At 47.0% G+C, this 15564-nt stretch carries 15 protein-coding genes and 1 pseudogene; 12 read left to right on the top strand and 4 right to left on the bottom strand.

Annotated features, from left to right (window positions below; translation table 11 throughout):
• Positions 1-155 precede the first annotated feature (155 nt).
• Positions 156-593, top strand: a complete 438-nt coding sequence (locus L693_RS0104765) for a MarR family winged helix-turn-helix transcriptional regulator (RefSeq protein WP_025716290.1) — start codon at positions 156-158, stop codon at positions 591-593.
• A 21-nt stretch (positions 594-614) separates the two neighbouring features.
• Positions 615-1448 (top strand): DegV family protein, encoded by an 834-nt coding sequence (locus tag L693_RS0104760; protein ID WP_025716289.1) that lies wholly within the window; start codon positions 615-617, stop codon positions 1446-1448.
• An 82-nt stretch (positions 1449-1530) separates the two neighbouring features.
• Here L693_RS0104760 and L693_RS0104755 read toward each other — a convergent pair whose 3' ends face one another.
• The 3 genes from L693_RS0104755 to L693_RS0104745 form a co-directional block, all read right to left on the bottom strand.
• A complete protein-coding gene (locus L693_RS0104755) occupies positions 1531-2163 on the bottom strand; it encodes a hypothetical protein (RefSeq protein ID WP_025716288.1) in 633 nt (210 codons plus the stop codon).
• A gap of 209 nt (positions 2164-2372) precedes the next feature.
• Complete coding sequence (locus L693_RS0104750) at positions 2373-3593, bottom strand: MFS transporter (RefSeq protein WP_025716287.1); 1221 nt, start codon at positions 3591-3593, stop codon at positions 2373-2375.
• A 96-nt stretch (positions 3594-3689) separates the two neighbouring features.
• A complete protein-coding gene (locus L693_RS0104745; RefSeq protein WP_025716286.1) occupies positions 3690-5717 on the bottom strand; it encodes a beta-galactosidase in 2028 nt (675 codons plus the stop codon).
• Between the two features lie 137 nt (positions 5718-5854).
• Between L693_RS0104745 and L693_RS0104740 the strand changes: the two genes are divergently transcribed.
• The 9 genes and pseudogenes from L693_RS0104740 to coaD all read left to right on the top strand — a co-directional run bounded on the left by L693_RS0104740 (position 5855) and on the right by coaD (position 13002).
• Positions 5855-6691: an AraC family transcriptional regulator gene (locus L693_RS0104740; RefSeq protein WP_025716285.1), complete on the top strand. Its 837-nt coding sequence runs from the start codon at positions 5855-5857 to the stop codon at positions 6689-6691.
• Between the two features lie 191 nt (positions 6692-6882).
• Positions 6883-8700 carry an APC family permease gene (locus L693_RS0104735; RefSeq protein WP_025716284.1) on the top strand — a complete coding sequence of 606 codons (1818 nt, stop codon included), beginning with the start codon at positions 6883-6885 and terminating at the stop codon, positions 8698-8700.
• 82 nt (positions 8701-8782) lie between these two features.
• A complete protein-coding gene (locus tag L693_RS28820) occupies positions 8783-8887 on the top strand; it encodes a sporulation protein YjcZ (RefSeq protein ID WP_081752081.1) in 105 nt (34 codons plus the stop codon).
• A gap of 170 nt (positions 8888-9057) precedes the next feature.
• Positions 9058-10076 (top strand): annotated as a pseudogene (locus L693_RS0104725) (acyltransferase family protein).
• 184 nt (positions 10077-10260) lie between these two features.
• On the top strand, positions 10261-10893 hold the full coding sequence (locus L693_RS0104720) for a hypothetical protein (protein ID WP_025716283.1): 633 nt from the start codon (positions 10261-10263) through the stop codon (positions 10891-10893).
• The gene (locus L693_RS0104715; RefSeq protein ID WP_025716282.1) at positions 10886-11401 is read left to right on the top strand and encodes an accessory gene regulator ArgB-like protein; all 516 of its coding nucleotides are present in this window, start codon (positions 10886-10888) and stop codon (positions 11399-11401) included. The genes L693_RS0104720 and L693_RS0104715 overlap by 8 nt, the downstream gene beginning before the upstream one ends.
• A 6-nt stretch (positions 11402-11407) precedes the next feature.
• The gene (locus L693_RS28815; RefSeq protein WP_081330746.1) at positions 11408-11530 is read left to right on the top strand and encodes a cyclic lactone autoinducer peptide; all 123 of its coding nucleotides are present in this window, start codon (positions 11408-11410) and stop codon (positions 11528-11530) included.
• Positions 11531-11846: 316 nt separating this feature from the next.
• Positions 11847-12488, top strand: coding sequence for a 16S rRNA (guanine(966)-N(2))-methyltransferase RsmD (gene rsmD / locus L693_RS0104700; protein WP_025716280.1), 642 nt, complete (start codon positions 11847-11849; stop codon positions 12486-12488).
• Positions 12481-13002 carry a pantetheine-phosphate adenylyltransferase gene (coaD, locus tag L693_RS0104695; RefSeq protein WP_025716279.1) on the top strand — a complete coding sequence of 174 codons (522 nt, stop codon included), beginning with the start codon at positions 12481-12483 and terminating at the stop codon, positions 13000-13002. Before rsmD ends, coaD begins: the two co-directional genes overlap by 8 nt.
• Here coaD and L693_RS0104690 read toward each other — a convergent pair.
• Positions 12965-14260 carry a nucleoside recognition protein gene (locus L693_RS0104690; RefSeq protein WP_231503521.1) on the bottom strand — a complete coding sequence of 432 codons (1296 nt, stop codon included), beginning with the start codon at positions 14258-14260 and terminating at the stop codon, positions 12965-12967. The two genes, coaD and L693_RS0104690, sit on opposite strands and share 38 nt — an antisense overlap.
• Positions 14261-14471: 211 nt before the next feature.
• Between L693_RS0104690 and L693_RS0104685 the strand changes: the two genes are divergently transcribed.
• Positions 14472-15503, top strand: a complete 1032-nt coding sequence (locus L693_RS0104685; RefSeq protein WP_025716277.1) for a SepM family pheromone-processing serine protease — start codon at positions 14472-14474, stop codon at positions 15501-15503.
• Positions 15504-15564 lie beyond the last annotated feature (61 nt).

Here is a 15564-nt window from a genome sequence, read left to right as displayed (position 1 = left end):
GCGTTAGCGGCATGGGCGTCTAATACTTTATTTTCTGCCGACGCCAACGTCGGAATTTATTCACAAATAATTCATTGTTATTATCACTTGCGATTCATTATAGTACATAGTATTAATAGTTAACTATATGTATTATGCGTTATACGGAGGTTACTATGAAAGAAGCTGATTTAAGAGACCAACTAAGAGAATCCGTTCAACGGATTTATAGTATGGAATTATTCAGTAGTCTGACAGCGCTTGTCCAAGGTGAAAACCATGTACTTCAATATTTGGTTCAGCATCGAGAGGATGAAATTAATCCTTCCTTACTCAGCGACCATCTGCATGTATCCAGATCAAGAATTACGGCAGCGCTTACGGGCTTAAGAAAAAAAGGCTATGTCACTATGGAGATGTCTGAGCAGGACAGACGACGGATGTGTGTAAGGCTTACACCGGACGGTGAATCGTTGATTAAACAAAAGCAGGAGAGAATAGAAGGCTATTTTGATGCGCTTGTGGCCGGCTTGGGCGAGGATGATGTAAAAGAATTTATACGGTTGATTGAGCTTTCCATGAGCATTATGAATTCGGATTCCACTGGAAAATAACATAAGATGAGGGTGTACAGAATGAGGTATACAATAATAGCAGATAGCTGCTGCGACTTAACAACAGAACTTAGAGAGCAGCTGCAGATTACTACGATTCCGTTAAACATGACATTGGGAGAAAAATGCTTCATTGATGATGACGCGCTGGACTTGCCTCAGTTCATGGAAGAAATGAAAGCCTGTACAACCAAGATTGGATCTGCATCACCGTCACCCTTGCTTTACAAGGAAGCCTTTCAAGGCCCGCATACTTCCTTTGCCATTACATTATCCAGTAATCTGTCCAGTTCGTATGCCAGTGCATTGGTAGGAAAAGATATGGCGGAGGAAGAAAATGGGGCAGATGTCCATGTATTCGATTCGAAAAGCGCGTCGGCTGGACAAGTTTTGTTAGCTCTTAAGCTTCGCAAGCTGATTGACGAAGGATATCATAAAAGCGAAATTATCTCTTCTCTGGAAACCTTTATCACAAAGATGAAGACTTACTTTGTATTGGAAAACCTCGATAATTTGGTGAAGAATGGACGAATGAATAAAATCACGGGCAAGATACTATCATTTTTGCATATCAGACCTATTTTAGGTTCCGACGGTGACGGGAATATCGCCTTATTTACTCAGGCACGCGGCCAAAATCAAATCATCGAAAAATTGGCAGATACCATTGAGAAAAGTGGTAGGGATACCATGGGGGAAAGCATCGTCATTACCCATTGCAATAATCCCGGTCTGGCGGAAAAATTAATGAATGCGTTGAAGAATCGTTATCAATTCAAAGATATTCATATTGTGTCCACCAGAGGGATCAGTTCGATGTATGCCAATGACAAAGGAATTATTATGGCTTTTTAAGCTATTCAGGGTTTATTCCTCGCTCGAACGAGTGTGGGATAAACCCCGTTTTTATATGCTGGGGCTTTACAAAGGTTCAAGCCTATCCCAATTTTCTGATGATGACTGAAGCGTTTACGGTGGTTTGAGTTCCCCCAGCCAATGTTTGCAGAGTAACTGGAGTGGCAGAGCTATGGTTTCGCAGCGTGAGAACATCGCCACATGCCAGAGTGAGGATGGCTTGCCCTGTGTTCTGCTGCGTGCCGGCTCCTGAACCGTATAGGGTTCCTCCAGCCAGGGTGCCATTAATAAAGATGGCAAACTGGTTAGGCTCTACACCCGACACAGAAAAGTGAACCTCATAGTTCCCTGCGTCGGCGACAACAATCTGTGTCGTTCCGGGAACATGAGCAACTCCAGGCGTAAGTATACCATTTGTATCAAAAATAATATCTCCTTCAATCGGAACGACTTGAGGTCTCAGGTTGTAAATATAACCGAACTGCCTTACTTCGCCTGCAGCAGAATCCCGCTCCGTCCCTAATGCGTCATGAGGAATATTCACATGGACAAGTTGTTTTTTGACGATAATATCCTTGCCAAAAAATTTCCGTTTCGAGCGGATTTTTTTCTTTGGGGGCGTCTCATCAAACTTTTTTTCTAACTTATCAAACCAGGAACGGATAAAAACATCTTTTTTACGGCCTTTTTTTCGTTTTAATTCAGGACGACCCAATACAAACACCTCCATATGGTTTGTTGTATACTACTCCATTCATCTAGGAGAGGCATGGATATTTGTCCTGCGTTTTATAGGCAACGACCTATCTTTGGTTAAAAATAGGCCTGTGTACAAGGTACATTCGTCTAGTAAGTAAAATGGCGCCTGTGCTGTAGCCTTGCATTATACCAAGGAACAGTTGAAGGCGCCGAAAAAGGCATGTATCAGGATGAAGCGGTTTGAAGCCGCTTTTTGCGTACGTATAGGGCGTACAGAATCCCGCCAAGCAGGCACAGGATACAGGCCAAGCCTGCCAGCAACCATGCCGAAGCGACCGCTCCGCCACGGTCCATGCTGTTTCCAAGCCATAAGGGCAGGAGGGCGCCCCCGACTCCACCTGCACCGATAAGCAGGCTGGTAGTAGATTTTTCTGTGCCTGGCATCATTTTGCTGGCAAAAACGAGTGCGATGGAAAAAATGCCGGACATGCCCAGCCCCAGCAGTGCAATAAGGACAATGGCAGCGGCAGTACCCTTAATCAGCGGGAATACACACATCAGCACGGTCGCCGCCAGTGAGCTCAGGGCGACAAAGACGCCGTAGCCGTACCGATCGGCAATGCTGCCTGTGAATAGTCGTCCGGTGGCCATCGCTAGCCAGTAGCAGGTAACACTGAGTGCTGCCTCGGCTTGCGTGAGTCCCAGGCGCTCAATAAACATGGACGGCAGGAAATTAGCCAGACTCATCTCTGTCCCAACATAGATGAAGAAAAATACAATGAACAGGGCCAGCAGCCTCCAATTCCCTATAGGGCTAGCTTTAGAAGCTTTCATCTTCGGTGAATTAGAGGAGGAGGACATATGGTTGTTCCCTCGTTGTTCCTGTTCGTCCAATACAGTGTCCAGTTTGCCGAAGGACCCCCGTAGCCAAGCTACGACCGCAATGGCTGCGAACATGGAGATCATGGGAAAAGCCAATCTCCACCAGCCGAGAGCAATGAACTGGCTGGCGATAGCAGGCATAGCCAACGCACCAATTCCAAAAAAGACCTCCAGCCGGCTCATAGCAGCGCCCGTTCCTTGAGTAATACCACTAATAACGATGGTACCGATGAGCGCTTCTACCATGCCAAAGCCAAAGCCAGCTGCCGCCCCGACGGCGTATAGCCATCCCCAAGGGGGCAGCAGTGAGTACAGCACTTCTGCCGCACACAACAGGAGCAGAGCGAATACCAGGCTTCGGCGTTTGCCGAAATTTCGTGCAAGCCACGGCGACAGCAGGACGCCAGCCAGAAAGCCGGAAAATTGGGCGAAAATCAGGCTTCCGCCCTCCGTATAGTTTCTGCCGTAGTGTTCCAGCAGCACAGGTAGCAGGGACCCTACAACCACGTGTGCCAGACCAATCAAAAAATAAGACAAGCTGCCAATCCATAGCAGTCGTTTCATGTTGAACTTCTTTAATACCTAATTTGCGCTCATACAGCAGACTGATCTGTAAACCAGAACTGTGAAATCAGGCCTGTATAAGTCGGATATATGTTGTTATGATAGCTCCAATACTTGAAAGCCGTAGCCGTCAATGGTGATATCTCCTTCCAGGAATTTGCCGCTAATCAGCTCTTTCCCTTTTTGGTCGTCCAGATGTACATGTTGTATCTGGGCGTTATGGTTCAGGATGAACAGATACGATTTTCCATATTTGGTACGTACAGTAGCTTCTACGCCTGCAGGAGTACGTAGCAAGGATGAAATCCCTTTTTCCTCACAAATATAACCCAGCAGGCCGTCAAGGAAAGATTGCTCAGGGTCTGATGCGACATACCATGCCTCACCTTGACCGAAACGATTCCGTGTCAGTACGGGCATACCCTGATAGAAATCATCACCGTATTCAGCCAGCACCTCGGCACCTTCACTGTGCAGCAGATCGCAAAGCATGCCACATTCATATTCTCCATGCAATGCGCCTACCTTTTCTTTCATGATAATACGATTGTGTGATTCCGGCAGAAGCGCATCAATTTCTTCTACCCAAATCCCGAGCAGCTTACGCAGCTTGCCTGGATATCCTCCGGTTGTGGCCAGATCATTTTCATTGACGATGCCGCTGAAAAAGGTGGTAACGAACGTGCCGCCGCGTTCCACAAATTGTTCCAGCTTCTCAGCAGTACCCGGCTTGACCATGTAGAGTACAGGCGCGATAATGAGATCATATTTCTGGAAATCCGTTTCTACGGAAATCAGATCTACCTGCACGTTGCGCCGGAAAAGGGCAGCATAATACTTATGCACCTGGTCGACGTATTTTAATGCAACCGAGGGTCCACTTGATTTTTCCAATGCCCACCAATTATCCCAATCGAACAAAATGGCTATTTTGGAGTCGACAGTCGCGTCAAGGAACCGGTCTCCTATTGCTCCAAGCTCGCTGCCAAGCTGCGCTACCTCACGGAATACACGGGTGTTTTCATGCCCGGCATGCTCAATCACAGCTCCGTGAAACTTCTCACAAGCACCAATCGAGCGGCGAAGCTGGAAGAACATGACGGTGTCCGCGCCATGGGCCACCGCTTGGTAACTCCATAGCCGCATGATGCCAGGCCGCTTGAGCGAATTGTACGCCTGCCAGTTTTGCTGGCTCGGTGTTTGCTCCATGAGCATAAAGGGCTGCCCATCCTTTAGGCCGCGCATCAGATCATGAGCCATCGCGGTATAGCTTACAGGCGTATTAGCCTGAGGGTAGCTGTCCCAGGATACAATATCCATGTGTTTAGCCCATTTGAAATAGTCCAGTTGCTTGAAAAAACCCATCAGATTGGTCGTTACCACAGCATTGGGAATATGCTTTTTAATCGCGTTATATTCCAGCAGATAGCAATCGAGCATACTGTCTGAATTAAAGCGTGCATAATCAAGGGAAATTCCTTGAAAGGAGGAGTGATCTTCTCCCCAATGCTCGCTCAGATTATTCGGGGGCACAATTTCATCCCAATCATAGAAGGTGTGACCCCAGAAGGAGGTGTTCCACACCCGGTTCAGTTCTTCCAATGATCCGTATTTTTGCTTGAGCCATACCCGGAACGCGGCAGCGCAGTTGTCACAATAGCAATCACCGCCGTATTCATTGGATACATGCCACACGAGGATAGCGGGATGATTTTTGTAGCGCTCGGCCAATCGGTCAGCCATATGCTCCGCGTATTTGCGATAGGTTGGACTGTTTGGACAGGAGTTGTGGCGGCCGCCAAATTTCCGCTTGCGTCCGTCAGCATCGACCCGCAGAATATCTGGATAACGGGTAGCCATCCAGGCGGGGTGTGCTGCGGTGCTGGTTGCAAGACAAACGAAGATACCGCTTTCATATAGACTGTCAATCAATTGATCCAGCCATTCAAAATGATATGTGATTTCGTCCGACTGAAGTTTGGCCCATGAAAATACGTTGAGTGTGGCGATATCAATCCCTGCCAGCCTGAACATCCGTAAATCCTCCTGATGTGTGGCCTCATCCCATTGCTCGGGATTGTAATCTCCACCATAAAATACTTTAGGGAGTTTGCCGCTTATCATACCAATCACCTTTGTATATAAGAATAATTCTATCTTATAATACAAGTAACGGCTTTTAAATATAATAAAATGAACTTGGGTATAACAATATGGATCTATAAGAGAAATACATACCTGCATACGTCGGAGGTGCTTTTATGATTTTGACTCCCCATCATTTGCGATTTTTTCTGACTACGCGTGAGCATTCTTTACCGCTTTTTATTGAGAGCATCGGATTTAACAGCAGGCAGGAGGATGTGTCCCGTCCAGAGGGATATCCGTGCTTTCACTGGATTCAGACGGTGACCGGTGAAGGGATATTTACATTTAAAGGGGGGACTTTCCGTCTGGGTGAGCAGTCCGGGGTTTTGCTGCTACCAGGCGAATCCCATGCATATAGACGTGCGACCAAGATATGGCGAACGTTATACATCACATTTGACGGGCCCATCGCCGCTGCTGTATTGACTGCTCTCGGATTGAAGCATACGCGCGGGTATCATTGGGACCCGGATAGCGAGCTGCATACTTTTGGAGAAGGTATCCTTCATTCCCTGGTTAGCGAACGTGATTTATCAGGATTAGATGCATCGGCCAATATATACCGCTTTCTGACGCTGTTGCGTAAATATGGGCAGCACAGCTCGATGCCTTCTCTGTCACATAATGTGGAACGTTTGGCGCCCGTACTGGCCTTTATGGAGCAAAATTACGCCAGTCCGGATGTGGGACTGTCTGATATGGCGGTCATGATGAATGTTAGCGCCCGTCATTTAAATACATTGTTCAAGCAGGCTTTTGGCGTGACATCTTATGCTTACCTGATTGTGATTCGGCTGCGCAAGGCTAAAGAAATGATGACAGAGTACCCGTATTTGACGGTTAAGGAGGTTTCGGAGCGGGTAGGTTTCCGGGATGTCAGCCATTTTGTGGCAACTTTTCGCCGTGCTGAGGGAATTACGCCGGAAAAGTTCAAATTACTATATACATAAGGGTATTTTATCGAAATACTCTTTCTTACTTGGGAATGCTCATTATATGAAGCATTCCTTATTGTTTTTTTCAGGGTGAGGGGGTATAAAATAATAGTTCATTTGTTTCATCAATCTGATGTGCAGGTGACATAATAAACATACGATCCAAAGTTCTTTTGTAAAACCCCGATCAAGAAGGAGTTAATGAAATGCTAAGCAAAGTCAAAAGATTACTAATCGGTCGTCCTCGAAAGTCGACGGCTCTTGAAGAGGAGAAACTAAACAAGCTCAAGGCTCTGGCCATTCTGTCCTCAGATGCTTTGTCCTCTGTAGCTTACGGCACTGAGCAAATTTTGCTGGTTTTAATTACAGCAGGCTTCGCTGCTCTATGGTATTCCATACCTATATCCATCGCGGTTCTAGGATTGCTGCTCATTCTGATCCTGTCTTATCGGCAAACAATCTTTTCCTATCCAGGTGGCGGTGGTGCCTATATCGTTGCTCAAGATAATTTGGGTAAGGCCCCGAGTCTGATTGCAGGCGGCTCCTTGCTGGTCGACTACATTCTGACGGTTGCGGTCAGCTCGTCAGCAGGTACAGATGCCATTACATCGGCATTTCCATCATTACACGATCATCGAATCGCGATTGCTCTGACCATGATTATCTTTTTGACCATTATGAACTTGCGCGGGGTGACAGAATCTGCCTCGGTGCTGGCTTTACCGATTTACTTATTTGTTATTTCCATTTTTGTTCTGATTATTAGTGGTGTCATTCATTACATTGCAGGGGGAGTCCATGCTGCGGCACCGCAATTTGGAGCCACGGTATCCAACGTCAGCCTGTTTCTCTTACTGAAGGCGTTTAGCTCGGGTTGTTCGGCGTTAACTGGGGTAGAAGCTGTCTCGAATGCCATTCCGAACTTTCGCAAGCCTGCTGCCAAAAATGCGGCAACCACATTGATGATGATGGGCTTGATTCTCGGGTGCATGTTTATCGGGATCAGTTTGCTGGCTTATTGGTATGGTGTTCGTCCGAATCCGCATGAAACCGTCATCTCACAAATTGCGAATGCCACTTTCGGACGCGGTGTCATGTATTACATTATTCAGGGCGTGACAGCGCTCATCTTGTTTTTGGCGGCAAATACGGCCTATTCCGCCTTTCCGTTGCTCGCTTTTATGCTGGCTAAGGACAAATACATGCCGCATATGTTCATGGTTCGTGGGGATCGACTCGGATACTCGAATGGTATTCTGTTTTTGAGTGTTTTCTCGGCATTACTGGTCATTGTTTTTGGTGGGAATACAGAAAATCTGATTCCGCTGTATGCTGTAGGGGTATTTATCCCGTTTACGCTTTCGCAGCTAGGGATGATGATTCGCTGGATTCGGCTCAAGCCGTCCGGCTGGGTCGTTAAGCTTGCCATTAACACGATCGGCATGCTGACCACGCTGTCGATTACGCTTATCTTTATTTTTACCAAGTTTAGTCAGGTTTGGATGGTGTTCATCTTCCTGCCATTGGTACTGTATTTCTTTATGAAGATCAATATTCATTACAAAAATACGGCTGAGCAGCTGCGCATTGACATTACAAAGGATAAACCGATGGTCAAAGGCAATACCATTATTATTCCGGTGGCAGGAATTACTCGGGTCGTCATGAATACCATCAGTTATGCCAAAACGTTGTCGGACAATGTGGTCGCTGTATATGTTGGTGTGGATGATGATGCAATTCGTAAAATGGAGCAGAAATGGGAAGAATGGGATGTCGGTATCCGCTTGGTGGTCTTGAAATCCCGTTATCGTAGCATTATTAATCCGCTCCGCAAGTTTATTGATACAGTGGAATGGAAAAAAGCAGACGAGGATCATATAACTGTCCTCATTCCGCAATTCATTACCAAGCACTGGTGGGAAAATATTCTGCACAATCAGACCAGCTTGCTGATGAGAGCTTATCTGCTCAATTATAAAGACATCATTGTAACGACGGTTCCTTTTCATTTAAATAAATAAAATGACTGCCGATTGGCCCATACGCAAGGGTGTATGCTGCATATCGTATTTATGTACCATATACTAAAGGAGGAAATGACACATGGGTCACGTTGGAGGCTACGGCGGTGGAGCATGGACTTCCACAACTGCAATTTTGGTATTGTTTATACTACTGGTCATCATTTCCCGTTCGCTTTGGGTATAACAGTCCTGCAAGGGAATAGGGAACAGCTAGCTATAGCTTAACAATCTGAACATCTTTTGGCCGCAGATCATGCGGCTGGGAGATGTTTTTTACATACGGAGTTATTTACTTTGATGATTGTGTATTATAGATACAAAATGTATCGCAAAAGATCACTATGGAGGGATAAGATGCCCGAAGTACGGAATGAAATGGAGCATGACAAATTGAAGTTTGTAGATACGCTGAGAGCGCTGGCTATTATTGGGGTTTTGCTGGTGCATATCAGTCAGCATGTTGACGGAATCAACGGATGGATTCAAAAAGGCTTGAGTATCGGCGCCAAAGGAGTCGCTTTATTTTATCTGGCAAGCGCTTTTACGCTATTCCTGTCTCTGAGCAGACGCTCGGGGGACAGGACAGAAGGAATTTCGGCTTATCTGATACGTCGTTTTTTTCGAATTGCTCTTTATATTACGTAATGCTCGGGATCTATTTAATTGTGAACGGGACAGTTCCCCGATTTTGGCTTGGAGATCAGGAGAGGGTCACGGTCGCCAATATTGTAGCCCATGTCCTGTTTTTGAATGGCCTCAATCCGTACTGGATCAATAGCATTATCGGGGTGGAATGGTCCATAGCGGTGGAATGTATGTTTTATCTGTTTGTCCCCTTATTATTTAAACTAATCCGGTCAGTTCGTCATGCTGCCTGGTTTGTCATGATTGTGCTTGTGCTAAGCTTCGGGCTGGGTATATTGTTGTTTTTTATTTGGAAGAACGAGCGGCATTGGAAAAGCATAGACCGGGTCAGTTGGGGCTTGCTGCTTGTATCTGTGCTATTTGCGTTTTTTGCAGGTATGACGGATTACCTTATAGGCGCTGGGTTGCTGCTGGGGGCATATGCTTTGTATCATTGGCAGCCAATGTGGTTGCTAAATCGGGTATGGTCATGGATTGGCCGCCTCAGCTACAGTATGTATTTGACGCATATGCTGGTTCTGGGGCTGATCAGTCAAGTTAAATTCCCCTTTGCCCCGACGATCAACCTCATTATGATGTTTATGATAACGCTGCTGCTCACCACTGGACTATCCTGGCTCACTTATACGTGGATTGAACAGCCTGGTATCCGGTGGGGGAAAAGGCTCATATCGCGGATGAGGCCTATACGTGGACAGGGAGATTCGGTCAAGGAAAGCGTTGCTTAACCCTTACTCGAATCTTACATCTGATAACATTACGTTGAAGTGCTTGGAAAAATCTGTGGAATCCTTGAAAAGACCTCTTGAAAAGACCACTTGAAAAGTAACTTCCGGCCCTTTATATTCGATGTACAGCCAGGTTTTTAAATATACTGATGAGGTTTGTTGGAATTGTAAAGGAGATGCGTGCATGCTTGTGAAGCCGATCGGCTTTTTGCTTTTTTCAACGCTTGAGGGAGTGGCTGTTTTTGCACTGATTCTTAGTGTTTTTAAAATCAAAATGATTCCTTATCTATGGCAGGCCATTTTTGTAAATCTGATTATGAACCTGCAAAGCTATTTGCTCCGAGAGGAATGGTCCCTCTCGTATTTGGTACCTGTCATCAATATGCTGCTTTTTATTTTCTTACTTGCTACCATAGTGAAAATCCCGATTGTGTGGTCAGGCATTATGACTGTAACAGGTTATTTTGCGTATGCCGTTATTCAGTCGTTGCTCCTAAAAATGCTGTTCGGCAATTTGCCAGTTTCTGAGCTGCATGATGGGTCCTTGAAGGGTTATTTGCTGCAATCAATAAGCGCAGCCACAGGGCTGCTCATCTCATTTATGATGTATCGAAAGGGGATAGGCTTCTCTCCTAATTTCAAAAAGCTTAAATTCAAAGAGGAGTATGGCATTGTCATCACGCTGATTATCCTGTCGCTCATTTCAACTTCCATTGTGCTGTATTATAACGAAATATGGTTAAATATGATGTTTTTCGCGCTGGTTTCCGGTTTTTTCATCTATTATGCGCTCGGAAAGGAATACCGGGATGATTGAAATAATGGCTTCCAGGCTTGCCCACCAGATCAAGCGTACGGTGCCGGATCATCCCGCCTCCGTTCCGGTGCTTCAATATGCGCTTGCTCTCATTCTGAATGCATCCATGATCGTAGTGCTGACACTATTGGCCTCATTTTTCACTGGACGGACGGCAGCAGCTGCAACGATCCTTATCGCCTTTGCTCTGTTGCGCCAAATATCAGGAGGCATACATTTGAAAACAGGAATGGCATGTGTGCTGGTAACCTCGGTCGCTTTTACATCTATATCCTGCATCTCTTTAGACAGTTGGTGGACAAACCTGTTTACCGGAATGGCTCTAATGCTTGTTTTATGCTTTGCCCCATCCAGGATTGAAAAGCAGTCGCGCATTCCAGCTCGTTTTTACCCTCTCCTGCGACTGTTATCCTCCATACTTGTGTGTACTAATTTTGTAATCGGTTCTTCTGTAGTGGCTGTAGCTTTTTTCGTCCAGAGCCTGACATTGATTCGGGGAAGGAGGTGAAGAGGAATGGTGAGAAAAATAGTATATGGTATAGCGACATCGCTGTCTATGTTTGCAGCATTTGCTGTATCGGTAGCGAGCTATGTGTATGTTTATCAAGGCGATATCCCAGAAGAGCTGCTTAAATGAGCAAATCCTAGAATAGAAAAAATGATACATAAAGCTGCTATGGGGCAGCTTCTTTTTATGCAAAAAAATCAGGCGCTCCATGAAAGAAGCGCCCGAATGGGAGAGGAGAAACCGGACGAAGAGCTTATGGGGAAACGTAAGTCTTCTCCGCGGTTGTCTACGACATTGGTTGAATGCCGATATCCTAAGGATGCCCAGGGAAGGATTTTTTATACCTGCACAATCCTACGTTTTTCAAACGGCGGTGCATGTGGTACGATAACGTCATAATCTTTATATGGTTATGAACACATATAGAAAATAGGTGAGTTTCAGCGTGAGAGTGGTATCGGGTAGTGCCAAAGGAAGGCCGTTAAAGGCAGTTCCCGGCACAGGGACGCGACCGACCACGGATAAGGTCAAGGAAGCGCTATTTAGCATGATAGGTCCTTATTTTGATGGGGGAGTCGCGCTTGATCTGTTCGCTGGCAGTGGTGGCCTGGGCATAGAGGCGCTTAGCCGGGGGATGGACAAGGCGGTTTTTATTGATATGGAATCGAAAAGCATTGAAGTCATTAAAGAAAATTTACGAAAAACCGGATTGGAAGAACAGGCTGAAGTGTTCCGTAATGATGCCGGAAGAGCGCTCAAGGCGCTCGCAAAACGTGGAGCCCTTTTTGATGCTGTTTTTCTGGACCCGCCCTATCGTCTCAAACACGGAGATGAATTAATGAGCCGTATGGCTGAATTGGACTTGCTTCGTTCAGAGGCAATTATTGTGCTTGAGTATGAGTCTGGACATGAATACCCGGAAAGCTTCGGGCCGTTCGAACAGGTCAAAAAGGCAGTCTATGGTGAAACGGCGTTATCTATTTATAAATATGCAGCCGATGCTTTGTCGGACGCCGAAGAGCATACAGAAGCCGGAGTCACTAAATCCGGCATCACCGAATCAAGCGGGGAGGACCATCATGATTGAGCACAAACCACGTATTGCCGTATACCCGGGAACCTTTGATCCCGTGACGATGGGGCATCAGGATATCATTCAAAGAGCAGCCAGACAGTTTGATTTACTAATTGTCGCGGTTCTTAACAATATTAGTAAAAATCCGTTGTTCTCTCTGGAGGAGCGAATGGAGCTATTGCGGACTGTAACCCGTGATATTCCAAATATTGAGGTGGACAGCTTCCGTGATCTGACAGCCAATTATGTACGTCAAAAAGGGGCTCAGGTTATTGTTAGAGGAATACGGTCGGTGACCGATTTCGAATACGAGCTGCAATTGGCCTCTACGAATCATAAGCTGAACCCGGATGCGGAAACGATCTTTATGATGACAAATCCCGCGTATTCATATCTGAGCTCCAGTATGGTGAAGGAAATTGCCCATTTTGACGGCAAGGTCGTAGATTTGGTAGCACCTGAGGTTGAGGACGCGCTGCGTTCCAAGGTTAACGCGCTGCGCGGCGGCTCAACCATAAAGTCATAAAGGAAATGACGAGTAATATAAACACAATTACAGCCAACAGAGAGGCAGACAGCAAAGTCAGCTGCCAGGGATATAGAGACGCACCTTCTAATTGTGCTAAAAGCTTAGCGGCTTCCGTCATAACGAAGTGTGCGGCCTCATCATATCCGCTTTCTGCAAAGGAAGAAGCCGAGCTCCCGCTGATGTAGGCGGGAATTGTATGGTTAGCTATGCGACTGAAAGGTATCCATGCCACGAGCGTAAGCCCGCAGGCAATGATCCCATGAAGCGCTCGCGACAGGGTGAATGTGATGCCTTTGTCGGATGGTCTGGTGACTGCGGTAATTTGGAGCCAGCCGCATAGGCCGCCCCAACCCAGTACGGCGCTGATCAGTGCCGCTTGGGTGCGGAGGTCATAAGGCAAACGGCTGATTTCATAGGAACCCAGATGAATCTCCATCCAGGCAGGCCATATGAAAGAAAGCGTTCCTTGGCCTGTATATATGGATATTAGTCGAATCAGTACGGAAAAGAAAATAATAAATCCACCTGTCACCATAAGCGTCTGTACAGCATGAGATACGGTTTCGCCCAGCAGCTTTCCGAAGCTGCGGCCGTCCCGTTCTCTGGCGGATTGCGCAGCATTCCATGCGGAGCGGATCAGGGTGGTGGAAGTACGGGAAACAGAAGTGGGCCGTAGGGCAGCTGGCGTTTCCCGTTTTTGCAATTCCTTTGAGGTTGCAGGCAGTCTGGCTGTAATCCAGCCTGCCAGTAATCCAGAGATCCAGTGAACAGCAAGTAACATTCCGCCTACAGTTGCATTGTGCAGCAATCCTGTTCCGATGACGAGCAGGATGGTGATCGGATTGCAGAAATGGGCGATGGCGGTCAGTCGGCTGAGCTGAGGCTCGGTCATATCCTCCTGCTGTGCCCATTGACGCACTGCCTCCACAGCCGCAGGGAATCCGGCGGTCAGGCCAAGGGCCAGCACCCAGCCGCTTCGTCCGGGCAGTCGAAACCAGAAGCGCATGAACGGCTCCAGCAGGACACCCAGTCCATGGACCAGGCCGAAGGCGATGAGCATTTCGGATAACATCAAAAAAGGGAGCATAGCCGGGAAAATAATACTCCACCACAGTTTAAGCCCTTGAGCAGAGGCTTTGAACACCTCTTCTGGAGAGGTGACAACAGCCAATACAAGCAGGATGGCTCCGAAGCCAAGCAGCAGGGTTGTCCAGTAAGGCGTGGTATGGGCTTCCTTTTGTGTCAAAGGGTTCACCTCTCATCCATATACTAAAAGAGTCGGATGCTGTCGTCAGCGTACTATTCACGATGTTGTCGGTATGGGGTTATTCATATACGTTGTTCATATAAGTTGTCTTGTCGTAAACAATGTATGCTTATTCGAAAGGCTTGAGAACAAGCAGGTGCGCAGGATTGATTGGCGGAGGTTAGGAAGTTAGGAAGTCGGGCTGAAAGGGGGAGAAGCGATGAAGCAAATCAGCCGCAAAAGTGCTCTTTTTTCAATCGGTTATGTTTTGATGCTGACCGCAATGGTCTATGTGCTGGTCTACATGCCGACCCCTTATCTGATCTATGGACCAGGTGGGGCCAACGAGCTCAAACCGATGGTTACAGTCCAGGAAGGGGATCATAACGAACGGGGGACCTTTATGATGACGACAGTATCGGCACGTTATGCCAATCTCATCATGCTGGGCATGTCCAAGCTGGATAGCAATTCGGAGATTCAGCGCAAGGAGGATCGTTTGCACGGAAGAAGTGAGGACGAATATACAGCAGAGCAGGTATGGTATATGGGGGATTCCCAGTCCTCCGCCATGGAGGCTGCCTACAGCCGCGCCCGTATTCCGTATCGGATTGTGCCGGATTATGTGTATGTGTTTAAGGTGCCCCGATCAAACAGCGTATTTGAGCCTGGAGATGAAATATTGGAGCTGAACGGCACGAGGGTAACGAATAATCGCTCCATTCGGATTGCCTTGGAAAATGAGAAAGCGGGGACCAAAGTACAGGTAAAGCTCAAGCGCAATGGCACCTTGCTGACGGTGCAGGCTCCGTTAACGACCATCAAGGACAGCGAGACGGGCAAACAACGTCCCGGCTTTGGCGTCAGCATTGCCACGGTGCAAAAGGTAGAGCCGAAGGATGGACGTAAGACGATTCGTTTTACATCCACAGATGTTGGCGGGCCTTCGGCAGGTTTAATGTTTACGATGGAAATTTATAACCAGTTGACACCCGGTGATTTGAGTAAGGGATATCGTGTAGCCGGTACGGGCACTATTGATAAAGACGGCCAGGTGGGAGCGATCGGGGGTGCAAAGTATAAAATTATCGCCGCTGACCGTCAGGGGGCAGAATTGTTTTTTGTCCCGACGGATAATTATAAAGAAGCCAAGGCGAAAGCTGCGCAAATTGGAACCCGAATGAAGCTCGTTCCGGTGCGTACGCTTGACGATGCGCTGAATTATATGGAAAAGCTGCCCATCAAACCATAATGGGCGGTCGCAAGTAGTCGGCATACATATCGCGGATGGCGGGACGCGGCATCCCGGTTGC

This window comes from Paenibacillus sp. 1-18 (assembly GCF_000520755.1).
GTDB classification, from domain to species: domain Bacteria; phylum Bacillota; class Bacilli; order Paenibacillales; family Paenibacillaceae; genus Paenibacillus; species Paenibacillus brasilensis.
The sequence above is the reverse complement of the archived record's forward strand: the minus strand, read 5'-3'. Positions and strand labels throughout refer to the sequence as shown.

Bases quoted from the DNA above. Each gene is read 5' to 3' on its own strand.
- L693_RS0104765 (WP_025716290.1), top strand. From the start codon at position 156: ATGAAAGAAGCTGATTTAAGAGACCAACTAAGAGAATCCGTTCAACGG.
- L693_RS0104745 (WP_025716286.1), bottom strand. From the start codon at position 5,717: ATGATAAGCGGCAAACTCCCTAAAGTATTTTATGGTGGAGATTACAAT.
- L693_RS0104685 (WP_025716277.1), top strand. From the start codon at position 14,472: ATGAAGCAAATCAGCCGCAAAAGTGCTCTTTTTTCAATCGGTTATGTT.
- L693_RS0104720 (WP_025716283.1), top strand. From the start codon at position 10,261: ATGCTTGTGAAGCCGATCGGCTTTTTGCTTTTTTCAACGCTTGAGGGA.
- L693_RS28820 (WP_081752081.1), top strand. From the start codon at position 8,783: ATGGGTCACGTTGGAGGCTACGGCGGTGGAGCATGGACTTCCACAACT.
- L693_RS0104760 (WP_025716289.1), top strand. From the start codon at position 615: ATGAGGTATACAATAATAGCAGATAGCTGCTGCGACTTAACAACAGAA.
- L693_RS0104750 (WP_025716287.1), bottom strand. From the start codon at position 3,593: ATGAAACGACTGCTATGGATTGGCAGCTTGTCTTATTTTTTGATTGGT.
- L693_RS0104740 (WP_025716285.1), top strand. From the start codon at position 5,855: ATGATTTTGACTCCCCATCATTTGCGATTTTTTCTGACTACGCGTGAG.
- coaD (WP_025716279.1), top strand. From the start codon at position 12,481: ATGATTGAGCACAAACCACGTATTGCCGTATACCCGGGAACCTTTGAT.
- L693_RS0104715 (WP_025716282.1), top strand. From the start codon at position 10,886: ATGATTGAAATAATGGCTTCCAGGCTTGCCCACCAGATCAAGCGTACG.
- L693_RS0104735 (WP_025716284.1), top strand. From the start codon at position 6,883: ATGCTAAGCAAAGTCAAAAGATTACTAATCGGTCGTCCTCGAAAGTCG.
- L693_RS28815 (WP_081330746.1), top strand. From the start codon at position 11,408: ATGGTGAGAAAAATAGTATATGGTATAGCGACATCGCTGTCTATGTTT.